The organism is Tenacibaculum sp. MEBiC06402 (assembly GCF_049239625.1).
Lineage (GTDB): Bacteria > Bacteroidota > Bacteroidia > Flavobacteriales > Flavobacteriaceae > Polaribacter.
In genome coordinates, this window is record NZ_JBMKKT010000089.1 from 261,867 (window position 1) to 277,560 (window position 15,694).

At 29.8% G+C, this 15,694-nt stretch carries 17 protein-coding genes; 8 read left to right on the plus strand and 9 right to left on the minus strand.

Going from position 1 to position 15,694, the window contains the following annotated elements; translation table 11 throughout:
• Positions 1-72: 72 nt before the first annotated feature.
• From ACOSP6_RS06135 to ACOSP6_RS06145, 3 genes are all read right to left on the minus strand, one after another.
• Positions 73-1,335, minus strand: a complete 1,263-nt coding sequence (locus ACOSP6_RS06135; protein ID WP_422094834.1) for an MFS transporter — start codon at positions 1,333-1,335, stop codon at positions 73-75.
• A gap of 4 nt (positions 1,336-1,339) precedes the next feature.
• Entirely contained in the window at positions 1,340-1,999 is a 660-nt protein-coding gene (locus ACOSP6_RS06140) for a hypothetical protein (protein WP_422094833.1), read from the minus strand.
• A gap of 226 nt (positions 2,000-2,225) precedes the next feature.
• Positions 2,226-3,221 (minus strand): NAD(P)H-dependent glycerol-3-phosphate dehydrogenase, encoded by a 996-nt coding sequence (locus tag ACOSP6_RS06145; protein ID WP_422094832.1) that lies wholly within the window; start codon positions 3,219-3,221, stop codon positions 2,226-2,228.
• A 106-nt stretch (positions 3,222-3,327) separates the two neighbouring features.
• Here ACOSP6_RS06145 and ACOSP6_RS06150 point away from each other — a divergent pair, with 106 nt between their 5' ends.
• A complete protein-coding gene (locus ACOSP6_RS06150; RefSeq protein WP_422094831.1) occupies positions 3,328-4,203 on the plus strand; it encodes an alpha/beta hydrolase in 876 nt (291 codons plus the stop codon).
• Positions 4,184-4,615 (plus strand): dUTP diphosphatase, encoded by a 432-nt coding sequence (gene dut / locus ACOSP6_RS06155; protein ID WP_422094830.1) that lies wholly within the window; start codon positions 4,184-4,186, stop codon positions 4,613-4,615. The genes ACOSP6_RS06150 and dut overlap by 20 nt, the downstream gene beginning before the upstream one ends.
• On the opposite strand, the gene ACOSP6_RS06160 is transcribed toward dut, so the two are convergent.
• Both ACOSP6_RS06160 and recA read right to left on the minus strand, forming a co-directional pair.
• Positions 4,612-5,154, minus strand: a complete 543-nt coding sequence (locus ACOSP6_RS06160; RefSeq protein ID WP_422094829.1) for a GNAT family N-acetyltransferase — start codon at positions 5,152-5,154, stop codon at positions 4,612-4,614. The genes dut and ACOSP6_RS06160 overlap by 4 nt on opposite strands.
• 77 nt (positions 5,155-5,231) lie before the next feature.
• Complete coding sequence (recA, locus tag ACOSP6_RS06165; protein WP_422094828.1) at positions 5,232-6,239, minus strand: recombinase RecA; 1,008 nt, start codon at positions 6,237-6,239, stop codon at positions 5,232-5,234.
• Positions 6,240-6,506: 267 nt separating this feature from the next.
• Here recA and ACOSP6_RS06170 point away from each other — a divergent pair, with 267 nt between their 5' ends.
• Both ACOSP6_RS06170 and ACOSP6_RS06175 read left to right on the plus strand, forming a co-directional pair.
• The gene (locus ACOSP6_RS06170) at positions 6,507-7,619 is read left to right on the plus strand and encodes a T9SS type B sorting domain-containing protein (RefSeq protein ID WP_422094827.1); all 1,113 of its coding nucleotides are present in this window, start codon (positions 6,507-6,509) and stop codon (positions 7,617-7,619) included.
• A 47-nt stretch (positions 7,620-7,666) separates the two neighbouring features.
• The gene (locus ACOSP6_RS06175) at positions 7,667-8,248 is read left to right on the plus strand and encodes a pseudouridine synthase (protein ID WP_422094826.1); all 582 of its coding nucleotides are present in this window, start codon (positions 7,667-7,669) and stop codon (positions 8,246-8,248) included.
• A 3-nt stretch (positions 8,249-8,251) separates the two neighbouring features.
• On the opposite strand, the gene ACOSP6_RS06180 is transcribed toward ACOSP6_RS06175, so the two are convergent.
• The gene (locus ACOSP6_RS06180; RefSeq protein ID WP_422094825.1) at positions 8,252-8,692 is read right to left on the minus strand and encodes a GNAT family N-acetyltransferase; all 441 of its coding nucleotides are present in this window, start codon (positions 8,690-8,692) and stop codon (positions 8,252-8,254) included.
• A 3-nt stretch (positions 8,693-8,695) separates the two neighbouring features.
• Positions 8,696-9,127 (minus strand): ribose 5-phosphate isomerase B, encoded by a 432-nt coding sequence (gene rpiB / locus ACOSP6_RS06185; RefSeq protein WP_422094824.1) that lies wholly within the window; start codon positions 9,125-9,127, stop codon positions 8,696-8,698.
• 875 nt (positions 9,128-10,002) lie between these two features.
• Between rpiB and rnr the strand changes: the two genes are divergently transcribed.
• The 3 genes from rnr to tatA all read left to right on the plus strand — a co-directional run bounded on the left by rnr (position 10,003) and on the right by tatA (position 13,166).
• Entirely contained in the window at positions 10,003-12,207 is a 2,205-nt protein-coding gene (gene rnr, locus ACOSP6_RS06190) for a ribonuclease R (protein ID WP_422094823.1), read from the plus strand.
• A 68-nt stretch (positions 12,208-12,275) separates the two neighbouring features.
• A complete protein-coding gene (locus ACOSP6_RS06195; RefSeq protein WP_422094822.1) occupies positions 12,276-12,950 on the plus strand; it encodes a head GIN domain-containing protein in 675 nt (224 codons plus the stop codon).
• Between the two features lie 36 nt (positions 12,951-12,986).
• On the plus strand, positions 12,987-13,166 hold the full coding sequence (tatA, locus tag ACOSP6_RS06200) for a twin-arginine translocase TatA/TatE family subunit (protein WP_422094821.1): 180 nt from the start codon (positions 12,987-12,989) through the stop codon (positions 13,164-13,166).
• Between the two features lie 57 nt (positions 13,167-13,223).
• Here the strand turns inward: tatA and ACOSP6_RS06205 are convergent, their stop codons facing one another.
• Positions 13,224-14,153: an SPFH domain-containing protein gene (locus ACOSP6_RS06205; protein ID WP_422094820.1), complete on the minus strand. Its 930-nt coding sequence runs from the start codon at positions 14,151-14,153 to the stop codon at positions 13,224-13,226.
• A gap of 117 nt (positions 14,154-14,270) precedes the next feature.
• Here ACOSP6_RS06205 and ACOSP6_RS06210 point away from each other — a divergent pair, with 117 nt between their 5' ends.
• The gene (locus tag ACOSP6_RS06210) at positions 14,271-14,669 is read left to right on the plus strand and encodes a DoxX family protein (RefSeq protein WP_422094819.1); all 399 of its coding nucleotides are present in this window, start codon (positions 14,271-14,273) and stop codon (positions 14,667-14,669) included.
• Between the two features lie 129 nt (positions 14,670-14,798).
• Here ACOSP6_RS06210 and ACOSP6_RS06215 read toward each other — a convergent pair whose 3' ends face one another.
• Positions 14,799-15,665, minus strand: coding sequence for a class I SAM-dependent methyltransferase (locus ACOSP6_RS06215; RefSeq protein WP_422094818.1), 867 nt, complete (start codon positions 15,663-15,665; stop codon positions 14,799-14,801).
• Between the last annotated feature and the right edge of the window lie 29 nt (positions 15,666-15,694).

The window sequence follows — 15,694 nt, forward strand, 5'->3', positions numbered from 1 at the left end:
GAAGGAGAACTAATATAACTTAATTACAAGATCGTTTATATAAAAGAAAAGAATCCGCTTTTGGATTCTTTTTTATTTTTCCTGATTTTGAAAATCTTCTGTCAAGTCAAGCTTTCTAAGTGTAGGATTTAATATTCCAGTTGTTATAACTGTTATCAGTGTCATTGTTCCACCAAATACAACAGCTGTAACTGTACCCATTAATTTAGCCGTAACTCCACTTTCCAAAGCTCCTAATTCATTCGAAGAACCAACAAACATTGAATTTACAGAAGCAACTCTTCCTCGCATATGATCGGGAGTTTTTAATTGTAAAATAGTTTGTCTAATAACCATAGAAACTCCATCTGTAACTCCACTAAAGAATAAAGCTACAATTGATATCCAAAATATTTCTGACAACCCAAAAATGATAATACAAACTCCAAAACCAAAAATTGCGGCTAATAATTTCATTCCTGCATTTTTACTTACCGGAATATATGCTGTAATTAACATTGTTAAAAAAGCTCCAACTGCTGGTGCAGCACGCAACATTCCGAATCCTTTGGAACCTACTTGTAAAATATCTTGAGCAAAAACTGGTAAAAGAGCAATTGCACCACCAAATAGAACTGAAATCATATCTAAAGTTATAGCTCCTAATATAGATTTCGTCTTAAATACAAATGAAATTCCTTCTTTTAAACTTCTGCCTACAGGTTCATTTTTCTTTGGATTCATAATTGGTTTTTTCTTAATAAAGAATACCATTAAAAATGAGAATATCACCAAAGCAAAAACAATACATAATGAAAGATTTACACCAATTTTGTAAATAGTAAAACCAGCAAAAGCTGGACCTAAAACTGATGCAATTTGCCAAGTAGAACTACTCCAAGTTGCAGCATTTGGGTATAATTTTTTAGGAACAATTAATGCTATTAAGGAAAAGATTGTTGGACCAAAAAAGGAACGTAAAAAACCTCCAAAAAACACAAGTGCATAAATTGAATATAAAACACTATTTGAGCTCCAACTTTCAACGAAATTGGGGTTTGTTAAAAAGTACAATCCTAGACTAATTAAAGAAAAAAGACCTATACATAAAGCTAATAAATTTCTTTTTTCCTTTTGATCTACAATATGCCCCGCAAACAAAGCCATTGTAAACGCTGGAACAAACTCAAAAGCTCCTATTAAACCTAAACTCCAAGGATCTTTTGTTATTGAATACACTTGCCATTCAATGATTATAAATTGCATTGACCATGCAAAAACCAATAAAAAGCGAACTAGTAAAAAAATGTTGAACTCTTTGTATCTCAGCGATGCATAAGGATCTACTTTACTCATACAGTTAATTCAGCTTTAAATCCATTAGGATACCAAAGGTTTCATTCACATCAGATTCTTTTACTACAATCGTCATTTCATGTGTCGTAGAAATTACCTCTTGTACCGCAATATTTGCCCATGCAAATTGCTTTAAAATGAAATAATAAATACCAGATTGTTCTAAATTTTCTTTTGGTAATTTAATGGTAATTGAAGCTAAATCTGTTACGTTATTTATTAAAATTTCATCTTCAAAAATCTCAACAATAAATGGTTGTAGAATAACACTAGCCACAATATTCGTCTCAAAAATACCTTGAGAAATCGTTAAGAATAAATCATTATTCTCAGAAGCTTTATCTAATATTTTAGCGATTCTTTTAAATAGAGTGGGTGTGTTTTTAAAGGTAAAATCGCATAAATCAGAACGGACAATTACATCTCCGAGATTTAATGCTAATTTTTTTATATTTTTTCGTATACGAAGTTCATTTACAGGAGACAATCTATTGATTGCCATCATAACTGCACCTACTTTTACTTCTTTTTTTAATTGCTGTGCTACTTCAGGTAAAATAACCCTAGCTAAAGATGAAACATTAATTAATTTTTCGTTAAGAGCTTCTTCAATGAAAGGGGTTTTTCTGATAGTAATTTCAACAGCTTCTTGAATTGTTTTCATTTGGTTGTTTAAAAATATACTATTTGTTGTAAAAATATGAAAAGTTGTTAATTTTTATTTAACTTTTAATAAAAAATTTAATAACCTTTATATGTTGTCAGTTTTTCATTTTAACTTACATTTGCCCCGAGTTTTGTAAAATTTAAAACTTAAGGCGTTAGAGGTCGTTTGAGTTTCATTTAAAGTATTATTTTGAAGGGTTTTTATACTTTTAAGAATGAAATAATTAGTCTAACATATTAGTTAATTTCTCGAACACATCTTTCGCCTCTTTTTTTCCATATAAAATAGAATATACTGCATCTATTATTGGCGTTTTCGCACCATTTTCTTTATTAATTTTATAGGCACTTTTAGTTGCGTAATATCCTTCAGCAACCATATTCATTTCTAACATTGCTGATTTAACTGTATAACCTTTACCAATCATATTTCCGAACATTCTATTTCTACTAAAAATAGAGTAACCAGTTACCAGTAAATCTCCCAGATACACAGAATTATTAATATTACGTTTCATTCGGTGAACCTTTTTAATATAACGCTTCATTTCTCGTATGGCGTTACTCATTAATACCGATTGAAAATTATCTCCGTAACCTAAACCATGAGCAATACCTGCTGCTATGGCATAAATATTCTTCAGCATTGCTGCATACTCAGTACCGAAAATATCGTCTGATACTTTTGTTTTAATGTATCTACTTTTAATATACTTACTTAACTCTTTTGCTTTCTCTTGATCTTGACAAGCAATTGTTAAATAAGAAAGTCGTTCCATTGCTACTTCCTCAGCATGACAAGGACCGGCTACAACACCAATATTTTCATAAGAAATATCATAATGTTGATGAAAATGCTCTCCGACAATTAAACCAGATTCAGGAACTATACCTTTAATCGCAGAAAAGATGATTTTATTGTCTAAACTTTCTGTAAGTTTTTCTAATTCAGTATTTAAAAATGCTGAAGGTATAGCAAAAATTAAAACCTCGTAGTTTTTTACTATTTCATTTATATTATTTGAAAGATCTAATTGTTCGGGGTGCAGTTCTGCAGAACTTAAATAATTAGGATTGTGTTTATTACGTTTAATATGCTCTATGGCATAAATGCTTCTCATATACCAACCAACAGTTTCACAATTCTCACAAAGCATTTTTACTATGGCTGTTGCCCAACTTCCACCACCAAGAACAGCTATTTTAGAAAAATCACTCATTTTGTTTGTTTTTCATACATAATTAAATACTAAATTAATAATTTAGTATTACTTAATACCCAAAAACTCTCCTTTACTCTAAAACATACTATAAAATTTACTCATAATGAAAGTCTTAAAAATATTAATCATATTAATAATTACTAGTCTTTTTGCTTGTAAACCTAAAATTAAAGATAAAAAAAGCAGTACTGCTACAACCTCAACAAAATCAACAAATGTTCGAGTTTTAGATACCACTTTTATGATTAATGAAATAAGTTCAAAACCGAAAAAAGTTTGGTTGTATTTACCGCCGGACTATGAAAATTCTGATAAAAATTATCCTGTAATTTATATGCATGATGGTCAGAATTTATTCGATGACGCTACTTCTTTTATTGGAGAATGGGGAATTGATGAAGTTTTAAACTCACTTTATCAAAAAACAGGTAAAGGTTTTATTGTTGTAGCACCCGAAAATGGAGGAGAAAAAAGAACTGATGAATATACTCCTTGGACTCATAAAAAATATGGTGGTGGAAAAGGTGATACTTACATTACATTTATTTCCCAAGTTTTAAAACCTTATGTGGATAAAACCTACAGAACAAAATCTGATCAAAAAAACACAGGATTAGTAGGTAGTTCTTTAGGAGGTTTAATTTCCTATTATGGAGGACTTCAATATCCTTCAACATTTGGTAAAATAGGTGTTTTATCTCCATCTTTTTGGTTTTCAAAAGAAGTTATTCCTTTCACAACATCTAAAGGAAATGTATCGGATGTTAAAATGTACTTTTTACTAGGAGAAAAAGAAGGTATGACAGAAGATTTTAACAATACAATCAATTTACTTTTAACAAGTGGATTTCCTGAAGAGAACTTAGTCTCGAAAATTGTACCTGGTGGAGAGCATAACGAAACTTTTTGGAGACAGGAATTTTTAGAAGTTATAACATTTTTATACGATATTTATCCCCATGAAAGTTCAAATAATTAATAAGTCAAAACATCAAACTCCAGCTTATGAAACCGAAGGTTCTGCTGGAATGGATTTAAGAGCGAATATTGAAGAAGCAATTGTTTTAAAACCACTTGAAAGAACAATTGTTAAAACAGGTTTATTTATTGCTTTACCAAACGGATATGAAGCTCAAGTAAGACCAAGAAGTGGTTTAGCTGCTAAAAAAGGAATTACAGTTTTAAATGCTCCTGGTACTGTTGATGCTGATTACAGAGGTGAAATCGGTGTGATTTTAGTAAATCTATCTAATGAAGATTTTACAATAAATGATGGTGAAAGAATAGCTCAATTAGTAATTGCAAAACACGAACGCGTAAATTGGCAAGAAGTTTCTGAATTAAATGAAACTGAAAGAGGAGCCGGTGGATTTGGAAGTACTGGAGTTTAAACCAACTTCTTATACAATTGACTCATTTTTCTGTATTTATCATGTAATAAGTCAAAAGGTAAAAAACAATGTGAATGATATTGGTATCCTAACTTTTTATAAAAGTTAAACGCTTGTGGTTTTTCATCCATAGCATCCAACCAAATCAATTCATATTGTTTTTTTATAGCTTCTTTTTCTAACCAAGTTAATAGCATTTTTCCAATACCGTTTCCTTGTGTTTTAGCATGTAAATACACTCTGTGAAGCTTTACTGGTTTTAATTTATCTTCAAAATCAGGAATAAACTCATCCCAGATAATTCTAAAATTTCCAACAATTTCTCCCTTGTAGACAACAAAATAATAATCTGCATTTTTTTGTGCTAACTCTTTATGAATATTTTCTTTTGAATACTGAGAATTCACATACCAATTCCCTGCATCTTCCCAGAAATAATCATAAGCTAAAGGATATACCTGTTGCATTAATTCAAATAATAGTTTTGAATCTTCTAACTGAATAGGTTGTAATGATATTTGAGAATTTATATAAATCATATTTCATTGTAAAAATAAAAAACAGTTACAGGAGAACCTATAACTGTTTATATATACAACAAGATTATTATATCTGTTTATTCTTGATTTTCGATGGCATCTTTAATCTTAGTTTCTAACTCTTCCATTAATTCAGGATTGTCTTTAATTAAGCCTTTCACTGCATCTCTACCTTGACCTAATTTTGTGTCTCCGTAGCTAAACCAAGATCCACTTTTCTTAACAATACCTAACTCAACTCCGATGTCTAAAATCTCACCAACTTTAGAAACTCCCTCACCATACATAATATCAAACTCGGCAGTTTGGAAAGGTGGAGCAACTTTGTTCTTAACTACTTTTACCTTAGTACTGTTCCCAATAACGCGATCACCATCTTTAATTTGTGTTCTTCTACGGATATCTAAACGTACAGAAGCATAAAACTTTAATGCGTTACCACCAGTAGTGGTTTCAGGATTTCCGAACATTACACCAATTTTTTCACGTAACTGGTTAATGAAAATTACCGTACAATTTGTTTTACTAATAGTAGCTGTTAATTTACGTAATGCTTGAGACATTAAACGAGCGTGTAATCCCATTTTAGAATCTCCCATTTCTCCTTCAATCTCAGATTTTGGAGTTAATGCTGCTACCGAATCGACAACTACAATATCAATTGCACCTGAACGAATTAGGTTATCTGCAATTTCTAATGCTTGCTCTCCGTGATCTGGTTGAGAAATAATTAAGTTATCTACATCAATTCCTAAGCTTTCTGCATAAAAACGATCAAAAGCGTGCTCTGCATCAATAAAAGCAGCAATTCCTCCAGCTTTTTGAGCTTCTGCAATTGCATGTAATGTTAATGTTGTTTTACCAGAAGATTCTGGTCCGTATATTTCAATGATTCTTCCTCTTGGATATCCTCCAACTCCTAAAGCTAAATCTAATCCTAAAGATCCAGAAGAAATAGCATCTACATCATCAATTACTTTATCTCCTAACTTCATTACAGTCCCTTTTCCATAGGACTTGTCTAATTTATCTAGAGTAAGTTGAAGCGCTTTTAGTTTCGCTTCTTTTTCTTTATCTGTTGCCATAAGTTAAGCTAAAAATTTATCAAAATAAGAACTGCTAAGTTATGAAAAAAGTAGACTAAAAAACACTCAATTACTCTCAATTTAGAAGAAGTAATTAACAATAAAATTTCTTTTTATTGAATTGAATTGTAATTATTTGGTGTTTATAGAGACTAAAGCTCTAATGAGCTTTATAATGCCTATCTTAGATAACTTATTATTATTGAGGTGAAAAAAATAACAGTCATATTATCATTGTTTATTGTTTCGATACTAAACGCTCAAAATATGACTTATGTTCCCGATGATAATTTCGAACAAGTACTTATAGATAAAGGTTTAGATACTCCACCTTTAGATGATTTTGTACCAACTGATAATATTAAAGATCTTAATGAATTATTTCTATTAAATTTTAATATTTCCGATTTAACAGGAATTGAAGATTTTAGAGGATTGGAACACTTACAAGTGAATAATAATAACCTTACAGAAATTGATATTTCCTCTCTTACAAAATTAAAAACATTGTCGTGTAGAAATAATCAACTTACTACCTTAGATATTTCTTGGAATACTTTACTTGTAAATTTATTTATAGATGATAACGAAATAGAAATATTAGATACTACCAATAATTCATTCTTAGCTTTTGTTACCATTAAAAACAATAAAATTCAAAGTTTAGATTTAAGCGGAAGTGAATATTTACAATTTCTAGAATTAGATAATAATGGTCTAACTTTTTTAGATTTACGTAACGAGAATAATTCACTTATTGAAAGTATTAGTTTAACCAATAACAACCTAGAATGTATTTTTGTTGATAATGCTTCTTATAGTACTACAAACTGGACGAATAAAGATGCTACTTCTTTCTACGTTGAAACTGAGAGAGAATGTTATAATCTAACATGTGGAACAGAAATCGATACTTTAGAAAATATTGAAATATGTGAACCTTATGAGCTTCCTAGCTTAACTCATGGTAAATATTATACAGAATCGGGTGGGCAAGGAGATGAATTATTTCCTGGAGATTTGATTTCTGAATCTCAAACCGTCTATATTTTTAATATTGATTCAGACGACGCAAATTGTTTTAGAGAAACAAATTTTAAGGTGACCATTTGTACTGTTAATATCAATCAAAATTTTCCGACATTTTTTACTCCAAATCAGGATGGAATTAATGATTTTTGGAAAATAAAATCCGATATACCCATTCAATCTATTCAAATATTTAATCGTTTTGGATTATTAATAGCTACTATTCCAAAAAATCTAGGCTGGGATGGATTATCAAATGGAAAAAAAATGCCTTCTAATACCTATTGGTATAAAGTAATATTCGAGGATAATACATCAAAAATGGGTAGTTTTTCATTATTGAGAAAGTAGTTATATACTTGCATCATATTTTTAGTGAAGTAATCTTACTTTTTTCAATGAAAGAACATCGTCATTTTATAATTCATAAACCTTTTGGATTCCTTTCTCAGTTTATTAACAATCAAACAAAAAGAAGGAAGAAAATGTTAGGAGAATTACATGATTTCCCTGAAGGTACTATGGCAATTGGAAGATTAGATGTAAAATCGGAAGGTTTATTATTGTTAACAACCGACGGAAAAGTAAGTGATTTTATCACCACAAGAGGTAAAGTAGAAAAAGAATATTATGTGCAAGTTGATGGAGCCATTACTGCTACTGAAATTGAACAACTTCAAAACGGAGTTAAAATTGGTATTAAAGGTGAAAAATATTTGACCAAACCTTGTAAAGTTAACATTATTGAAACTCCGAATTTTCCAGATAGATCAATGAAAATTAGAGATGAACGTCACGGACCAACATCTTGGATTTCAATAACATTACAAGAGGGAAAATACCGACAAGTTCGTAAAATGACATCGGCTGTTGGTTTTCCAACTTTACGTTTAGTTCGTGTACGAATTGGAAATGTTTTATTAAATGATTTAGAATCTGGTGGAGTGGTGGAAGTTAAAGATTTAATGAATATAGTTTAAAAACTATTCTCTTATCATATAAATATGTGGAATTCCGTCTTCTATGTAATCTTCACCAACTTTTTTAAAACCATGTGATTCGTAAAACTTCCTCAAATAGGTTTGTGCACCAATCTTAATTGTTTTTGTTGAAAACTCTTTTTCAACTGTATCAATTGAAAAACGAATCAAATCATGACCGTAGCCATATTTACGTTCATTCTGTTTTACAATAACCCTTCCTATACTCGCAAGTTCGTAATAATCAGCAGGCTTAAATAAACGCGTGTATGCAATTAGCTGACTGTTTTTAAATCCTAAAACATGTAATGCTTTTTGGTCTTTTCCATCAATATCTTGATACACACAATCTTGCTCAACAACAAACACTTCAGAACGTAATTGCAAAATTGCATACAATTCTGAAGTAGTTAGTTGATCAAAAGATTTAACTATAAATTCCATGTGTTATGAACAAGCAATTTTAGAAACTCTATTTTGGTGACGACCTCCTTCAAATTCTGTTGAAAGGAAAATCTTTACAAAACCTATAGCTTGTTGTAAAGAAACAAAGCGAGCTGGAATGGTTAAAATATTTGCGTTATTATGTTGTCTTGATAAAGCAACTAATTCATTATTCCAACATAAAGCAGCTCTAATTCCTTGATGTTTATTAGCTGTCATCTGAGCACCATTACCGCTTCCACATAAAATAATACCTAAAGAAGCTTTTCCTGATTCTACTGCATCAGCTGTTGGGTGAATAGTATCTGGATAATCCATACTATTAGAATCATCCGTTCCAAAATTGATTACTTCATGACCTAACTCTTCTAAAATTTTAATGATTTCGAACTTATATTCAGTTCCAGCGTGGTCATTTCCTATCGCAATTGTCATAATGTGTTGATTTGTGTTGTGTTATTGGTCACAAAAATACAGTTATTAACGGTTATCAACAGTAATTAACAATCGTTTTTTTGAAAAGTAGCATAAATAACTACAAACGAAACTATTAACCTATATTTCTAAATTGTTAAGAACTAATCATAAGATTCTAAAAAGAATATTTGCGATTTCTTGTTTTTTTTTCAATACAGCGGAGTAGGTGAATTATGCAACTTTTTTTTTGAGTTTTTAATGAACATTTATCAACATAAAATTTACAATTTATTTACAATGAACATTAAATTAACTTTCCATAAAATTACGTGAACTCTTGTTAATAAAAATTGTTAATAACCTTATTTAATAGTTGATTTTCAATACATATTTATAAGGATAATTTGTTCATTATATTTAATAAGTCAAAAATCAAAATTTGAAAACAAAAAACAATTCCACAAATTAACACACTATTATAACCAACATTTCTTTTTTTAAATTTTAAAGAAGAAAATATATAATAATATAAAGTGTTGATAACTGTAAAAAAGTGCGAACGTTTCTTTTTGAAGTCTAATTTTTAACTAAGCTAATTTTTTAGTCTTTTTTAGTAAGTAAACAGTATCCTGTTTTGTCTTCAAGTTTTTTGAAGGCTGTTTTTGGTTGAGTGTAGTGTTAATACTCACGGCCGTAATCACTATTCCTGCTAGGAATATGAATAAGAATAAGATGATTATTTTGCGTAAGTTTTTCAAAGTTAAGTAATTGCTTGTATATAGTAAAGACGAGTAATTTTAAGAGATGTTACATTTTCTTTAAGTTTTTTTTAAGAAAAATTGAATCAATTTATTTCTTTGTAATTTGCTTCCTGTAAAACAAACAAGTTTTTTATGCCAAGAAAAAAGAAAATATATAAGAAAAAAGGAAAAGTAATTAAAGATCTAACTCGTAAGATTTTTAAAGTACTAAATGAAGATGCAACTAAAGGCTTTACTTATAAACAAATAGCAGATAGATATGGAATTAATGATACTGATGGTAAAAATCAGATTATTAAAAAGATGGGAGAATTAGCTGCTAATAATAAAATTGTTCAAGTAGAAAAAGGAAAGTATAAAATAAACGAAGAGCGTAAATATCATATCGGAACAATGGATTTAACCAGTAACGGTAATGGATATTTTATTTGTGAAGATTTTGATGATGATATTTTTGTACCATCAGTTAACTTAAATAAAGCCTTACAAAACGACTTAGTTCGTGTTTATGTTTATAACAAAAGAAAGTCTGAAAAACTAGAGGCAGATGTTGTTGAAATCATAGAAAGAGCAAAACAAGAGTTTGTTGGTACGTTACAAATGAGTAAAAACTTTGGTTTTGTTGTACCTGATAATCCAAAAATGTACGCTGATATTTTTATTTCCAGAGGAAAAATTAATGGAGCAAAAGATGGTGATAAGGTGTTGGCAAAAATGACAGACTGGCCAGATAACTCCAAAAATCCTTTTGGTAAAATAGTTGAGAGTTTAGGGAGACCTGGAGAACACGATACTGAGATTCATTCTATTTTATTAGAGTATGGTTTACCTTATGAATTTCCAGAGGAAGTTGAGAAGGAAGCAAAGAAGTTACCAATAGAAATTACAGAAGAAGAGATTAGTAAAAGAAGAGACATGAGAGCTGACTTAACTTTTACAATTGATCCGATTACAGCTAAAGATTTTGATGATGCATTGTCTTTTAAAGTATTAGAAAATGGTAATTATGAAATCGGAATTCATATTGCTGATGTTTCCCATTATGTACAACCAAAAACTATTTTAGATGATGAAGCTTATGATAGAGCGACTTCTGTTTATTTAGTAGATAGAGTTGTTCCAATGTTACCAGAAATGCTTTCAAATGGAGTGTGTTCTTTACGTCCGAATGAGGAGAAGTTAACATTTTCTGCAGTTTTTGAAATGGATGAAAAAGCGAACATTATAAATCAATGGTTTGGAAGAACTGTAACCTATTCTGATAAACGTTTTGCTTATGAAGAAGCGCAAGTCATCATCGAAACTAAAGAGAGTGTAATTCCAAGTGAAGTATCGCTTTCTGGAGAAGAATATGAAGTTTCTGATGATATTGTTCAGGCTATTTTAAAGATGGATGAACTAGCTAAGAAAATGCGTAAGAAACGTATGAAAGCTGGAGCTATTTCTTTTGATAAAGTTGAAGTACGATTTAATTTAGATGAAGAAGCGAATCCTATTGGAGTGTATTTTAAAGAATCTAAAGACGCTAATAAATTAATTGAAGAATTTATGTTATTAGCTAATAGAAAGGTTGCAGAATTTATTGGACGAGCAAAAGGTGGAAGACCAACTAAAAAGACATTTATTTATCGTGTTCATGATGAACCAGATGTTGAAAAGTTAGCTGCTCTTCAAAATATCATAAGCAAGTTTGGTTACAAAATAGATACACAAACTAGAGAATCTACTTCAGAGTCGTTGAATAAATTATTAGAAGATGTTCACGGTAAAGGAGAGGCTAATATGGTAGAAACTTTAGCTATACGATCAATGAGTAAAGCTGAATATACTACTCAGAATATTGGTCATTATGGTTTGGCATTTGATTATTATAGTCATTTTACTTCTCCAATTCGTCGTTATCCGGATGTAATGACACATCGATTATTACAGCATTATCTTGATGGTGGAAATTCACCAAAAGTTGAAGTATATGAAGAGCGATGTAAACATTCATCTAAGATGGAAGAATTGGCTGCAAAAGCAGAACGTGATTCTATTAAATATATGCAGGTTAAGTTTATGCAAGACCATAAAGATGAAGAGTTTGAAGGTGTTGTTTCGGGAGTAACCGAATGGGGAATTTATGTTGAGATACTTGCTAATAAATGCGAAGGAATGGTGAGAATTAGAGATATTAAAGATGACTATTACATATTCGATGAAAAACAATATGCGGTTATTGGTCAAGCAACGAACGCTATGATTCAGTTGGGTGACTACGTAACTGTAAAAGTTAAACACACGGATTTAGAGCGTAAGCATTTAGATTTTGTACTAATAGAGCGCAACTCGTAATTTTAACATTATTAAAATACTTTTTAATTTATTTATTAGTTAATACTTAATTAATATAACCATCTAGAATGAAACGATTTATTTATATATCAATCTTGTTTTTTACTATTGTTAGTTCGGCACAAAGAATTGAGAGATCAGTAAGAGATTTTGAAACATTAAAAGTTTACAATGGTATCGATATAGAATTAATTCAGTCTGATAAGCAGGAGTTAATTATTACTGGAGAAAAAGCAGAAAAGGTTAAAGTTAAAGAAGGTGGAAAAACCTTAAAGATTATGATGCGTTTTCCTGAAACTACTGCTGATGGAAAAGTAAAAGTGGTTTTATATTTCAATAAGGATATTTCTGTTATTGATGCAAATGAGGGTGTTACTTTAACATGTAAAAGTATCGAACAAGGTCATATTGAAGTAAAAGCTCAAGAAGGTGCATTTGTTAACATGGTTGTTAATACGAAGCATTTAAGTGTGAAATCTTCTTCAGGTGGAGTTATTAAACTTAGCGGAAAGACGAAAAATGAAGATATTAAGCTAGATCTAGGTGCTACTTATCACGGATATAACCTAGAAACGGAGAACGTAACGAATGTAAAAGCAGGTTCTGGATCGAAAGCTGAAATATTAGCTGGAGAAACTTTAAAGGCTAAAGTAACTTTTGGAGGAACTATTTTATATAAAGGGCAACCAGAATTTTTTACAGAAAAAAAGGTTATTGGTGGTACAGTTGAAGAACGAAACTAAAGTTTTTCCTATCTTTGTAGCTCAAATTATTGAAACATGAATGCATTAACTATATTTTTAGGAATACCAGGAGGATATCAGATATTAATTGTATTAGTAGTAGTACTTTTATTATTTGGTGGTAAGAAAATACCGGAATTAATGAAAGGATTAGGTTCAGGTATTAAAGAGTTTAAAGATGCAACCAAAGAAGATTCATCTGATAAAAAAGAATAAATAAAAAAACCGAGTAAACTACTCGGTTTTTTTATTTTTATAAAGTAATGAAGAATACTATTTATCTTCATTATTCTTTTTGTTTCTAGCTTCTTTCATAGCTTCACCAATTTGATTACTTGCCGTAAATGAAGCAACCATATTATTTAACATGTCGCTACCAGCTTGAGGTGAATTAGGAAGTAAGATTAAGTTACTATTCGTTTCCTCACCAATTGCTTGTAAAGTATCATAATGTTGCGTTACAACTATTAATGCTGAAGCTTCTTGACTGTTGATACCTACTTTATTTAAAACTTCTACAGATTCTTCTAAACCTCTTGCAATCTCTCTTCTTTGATCAGCAATACCTTGTCCTTGTAATCGTTTACTTTCAGCTTCTGCTTTTGCCTTTTCTACGATTAAAATACGTTGTGCATCTCCTTCATATTGAGCAGCGATTTTCTCACGTTCAGAGGCGTTAATACGGTTCATTGCGGCTTTTACTTGAGCATCAGGATCAATGTCTGTTACAAGTGTTTTAATAATATCATAACCATATTCCATCATAGCATCATTTAATTCTGCTTTTACAGCTATAGCGATATCATCTTTTTTAACGAATACGTCATCTAATTTCATTTTTGGTACTTCCGCACGAACAACGTCAAATACGTAACTTGTAATTTGATCATGTGGATAATCTAATTTGTAAAATGCTTCATACACTTTATCTCTAATAACTTTATACTGAACAGAAACTTTTAAACGAACAAATACATCATCTAAAGTTTTTGTTTCAACGATGACATCTAACTGTTGAATTTTCAAACTCAATTTACCAGCAATTCTGTCTACTAATGGTATTTTTAATTGCAGCCCTGAGTGTCTAATACTGTGAAATCGTCCGAAACGTTCAATTACAGCTGCTGTTTGTTGTTTTACGATAAAGAATGCCGAAATCAAAAGGATTACCCCAATGAAAATAGCTAATGGTAATAAATACATAGTTTAATTTTTTTAATGTTGATTTGTATATAAATATACTTTAATAGTTACTTATATGACGCAATTTTTTTAATTTGTTACAAATAGTACTAATTTTACTAAAACTAAATCAACTATATGGAACTTATACAAAAGCACGTAACTGAAATTTTATTATTACTTTTTTTAATTGTTACTTTTCTGCAATCAGGTATTGATAAGGTGACAGATTGGAATGGAAATTTATCTTTTATTAAAGATCACTTTAAAAGTTCGCCATTGAAAAATATGGTATCACCGTTATTGGCTGTAATTCTTATTTTAGAATTAATGGCTGGTGCTTTAATGTTTGTTGGAGTATTTCAATTAGCAACAACTGATCAAACTAATTTGGCATTATTGGGTGTAGAGTTATCTGCTCTATGTTTAATATTTTTATTAGTAGGTCAACGTTTGGCAAAAGATTATGCAGGAGCGATGACATTAGCAGTTTATTTTATGATAGCGATTTTTGGCGTGTATTTACTAAATAAATAAAATATATAATAAAATTATAATTTATAAATTTATCTTATTTCAAAACCCTTTAAAATCGACGTTTTAAAGGGTTTTATTTTTTTAGTAAGTAGATATTATATCTTTTTGATATAAATTAATTATACCTTATTAAATTGCTTTTTTAAGTAAATATATATGGGAAGAGTATTCTTTTGTCTGTTTTGCTTTTCTATTAGATGTTAAACCGACAAAAAATGCTTTTAAAGGATTCATTTTACCTGATTTATATTTTTCAGAAAGTAATGAAACATAAAATGAATCGAATTTCATTGGAATTGTTTTAATGAGCTTTAGATTATATGATGCAAATATTTTTTGAATTGAGATTTTAGAAAAATGCCAAATGTGTCTTGGTACGTCGTAAGCTGCCCAATGCTCTTTATAATATTTTGCATCGTAACTTTTAAAGTTTGGAACTGCAATAAGAAGAGTTCCATCATCGTTCAGAAGATTTTTTAATTGTTCAATATATTCTGTTAAGTTTGGAACATGTTCCAATACATGCCATAAAGTGATAATATCAAAGTTTTCATTTAATTGGACAATGTCATCTAATTTTTCTTTTATAACTAAGTTTTTAGTTTGAGCTATATCACGAGCTTTTTTATTTGGTTCAACACCAATTGTGGTCCAAGAATTATTTTGGCAAACAGATAAAAAGTCACCTGTACCACATCCAATATCTAATATTTTTTTTGAATCAGATACTAATGAATTAACAAGTTTAAGTTTTTTCTTGAGAGTAAAGTTTCTTACAATTTGATACACTTTATCTATGACAGATTTCGTACTATCGGTATGAGAAATATACTCATCAAATTCGTAATATTTATCTAAATTATCAGGAATTGGATTTGTAATTAACATGTCATATTCAGAGTTCTTTTTCAATTGAAACTTCTCTCCTGTTAATGAATAATCCTCGGTTATTATATATTCGGATGAGTTAGTTATTATATTTTCTTGCGTAATCAAGTTCTTGTTAATTTATGTTCCACATGGAA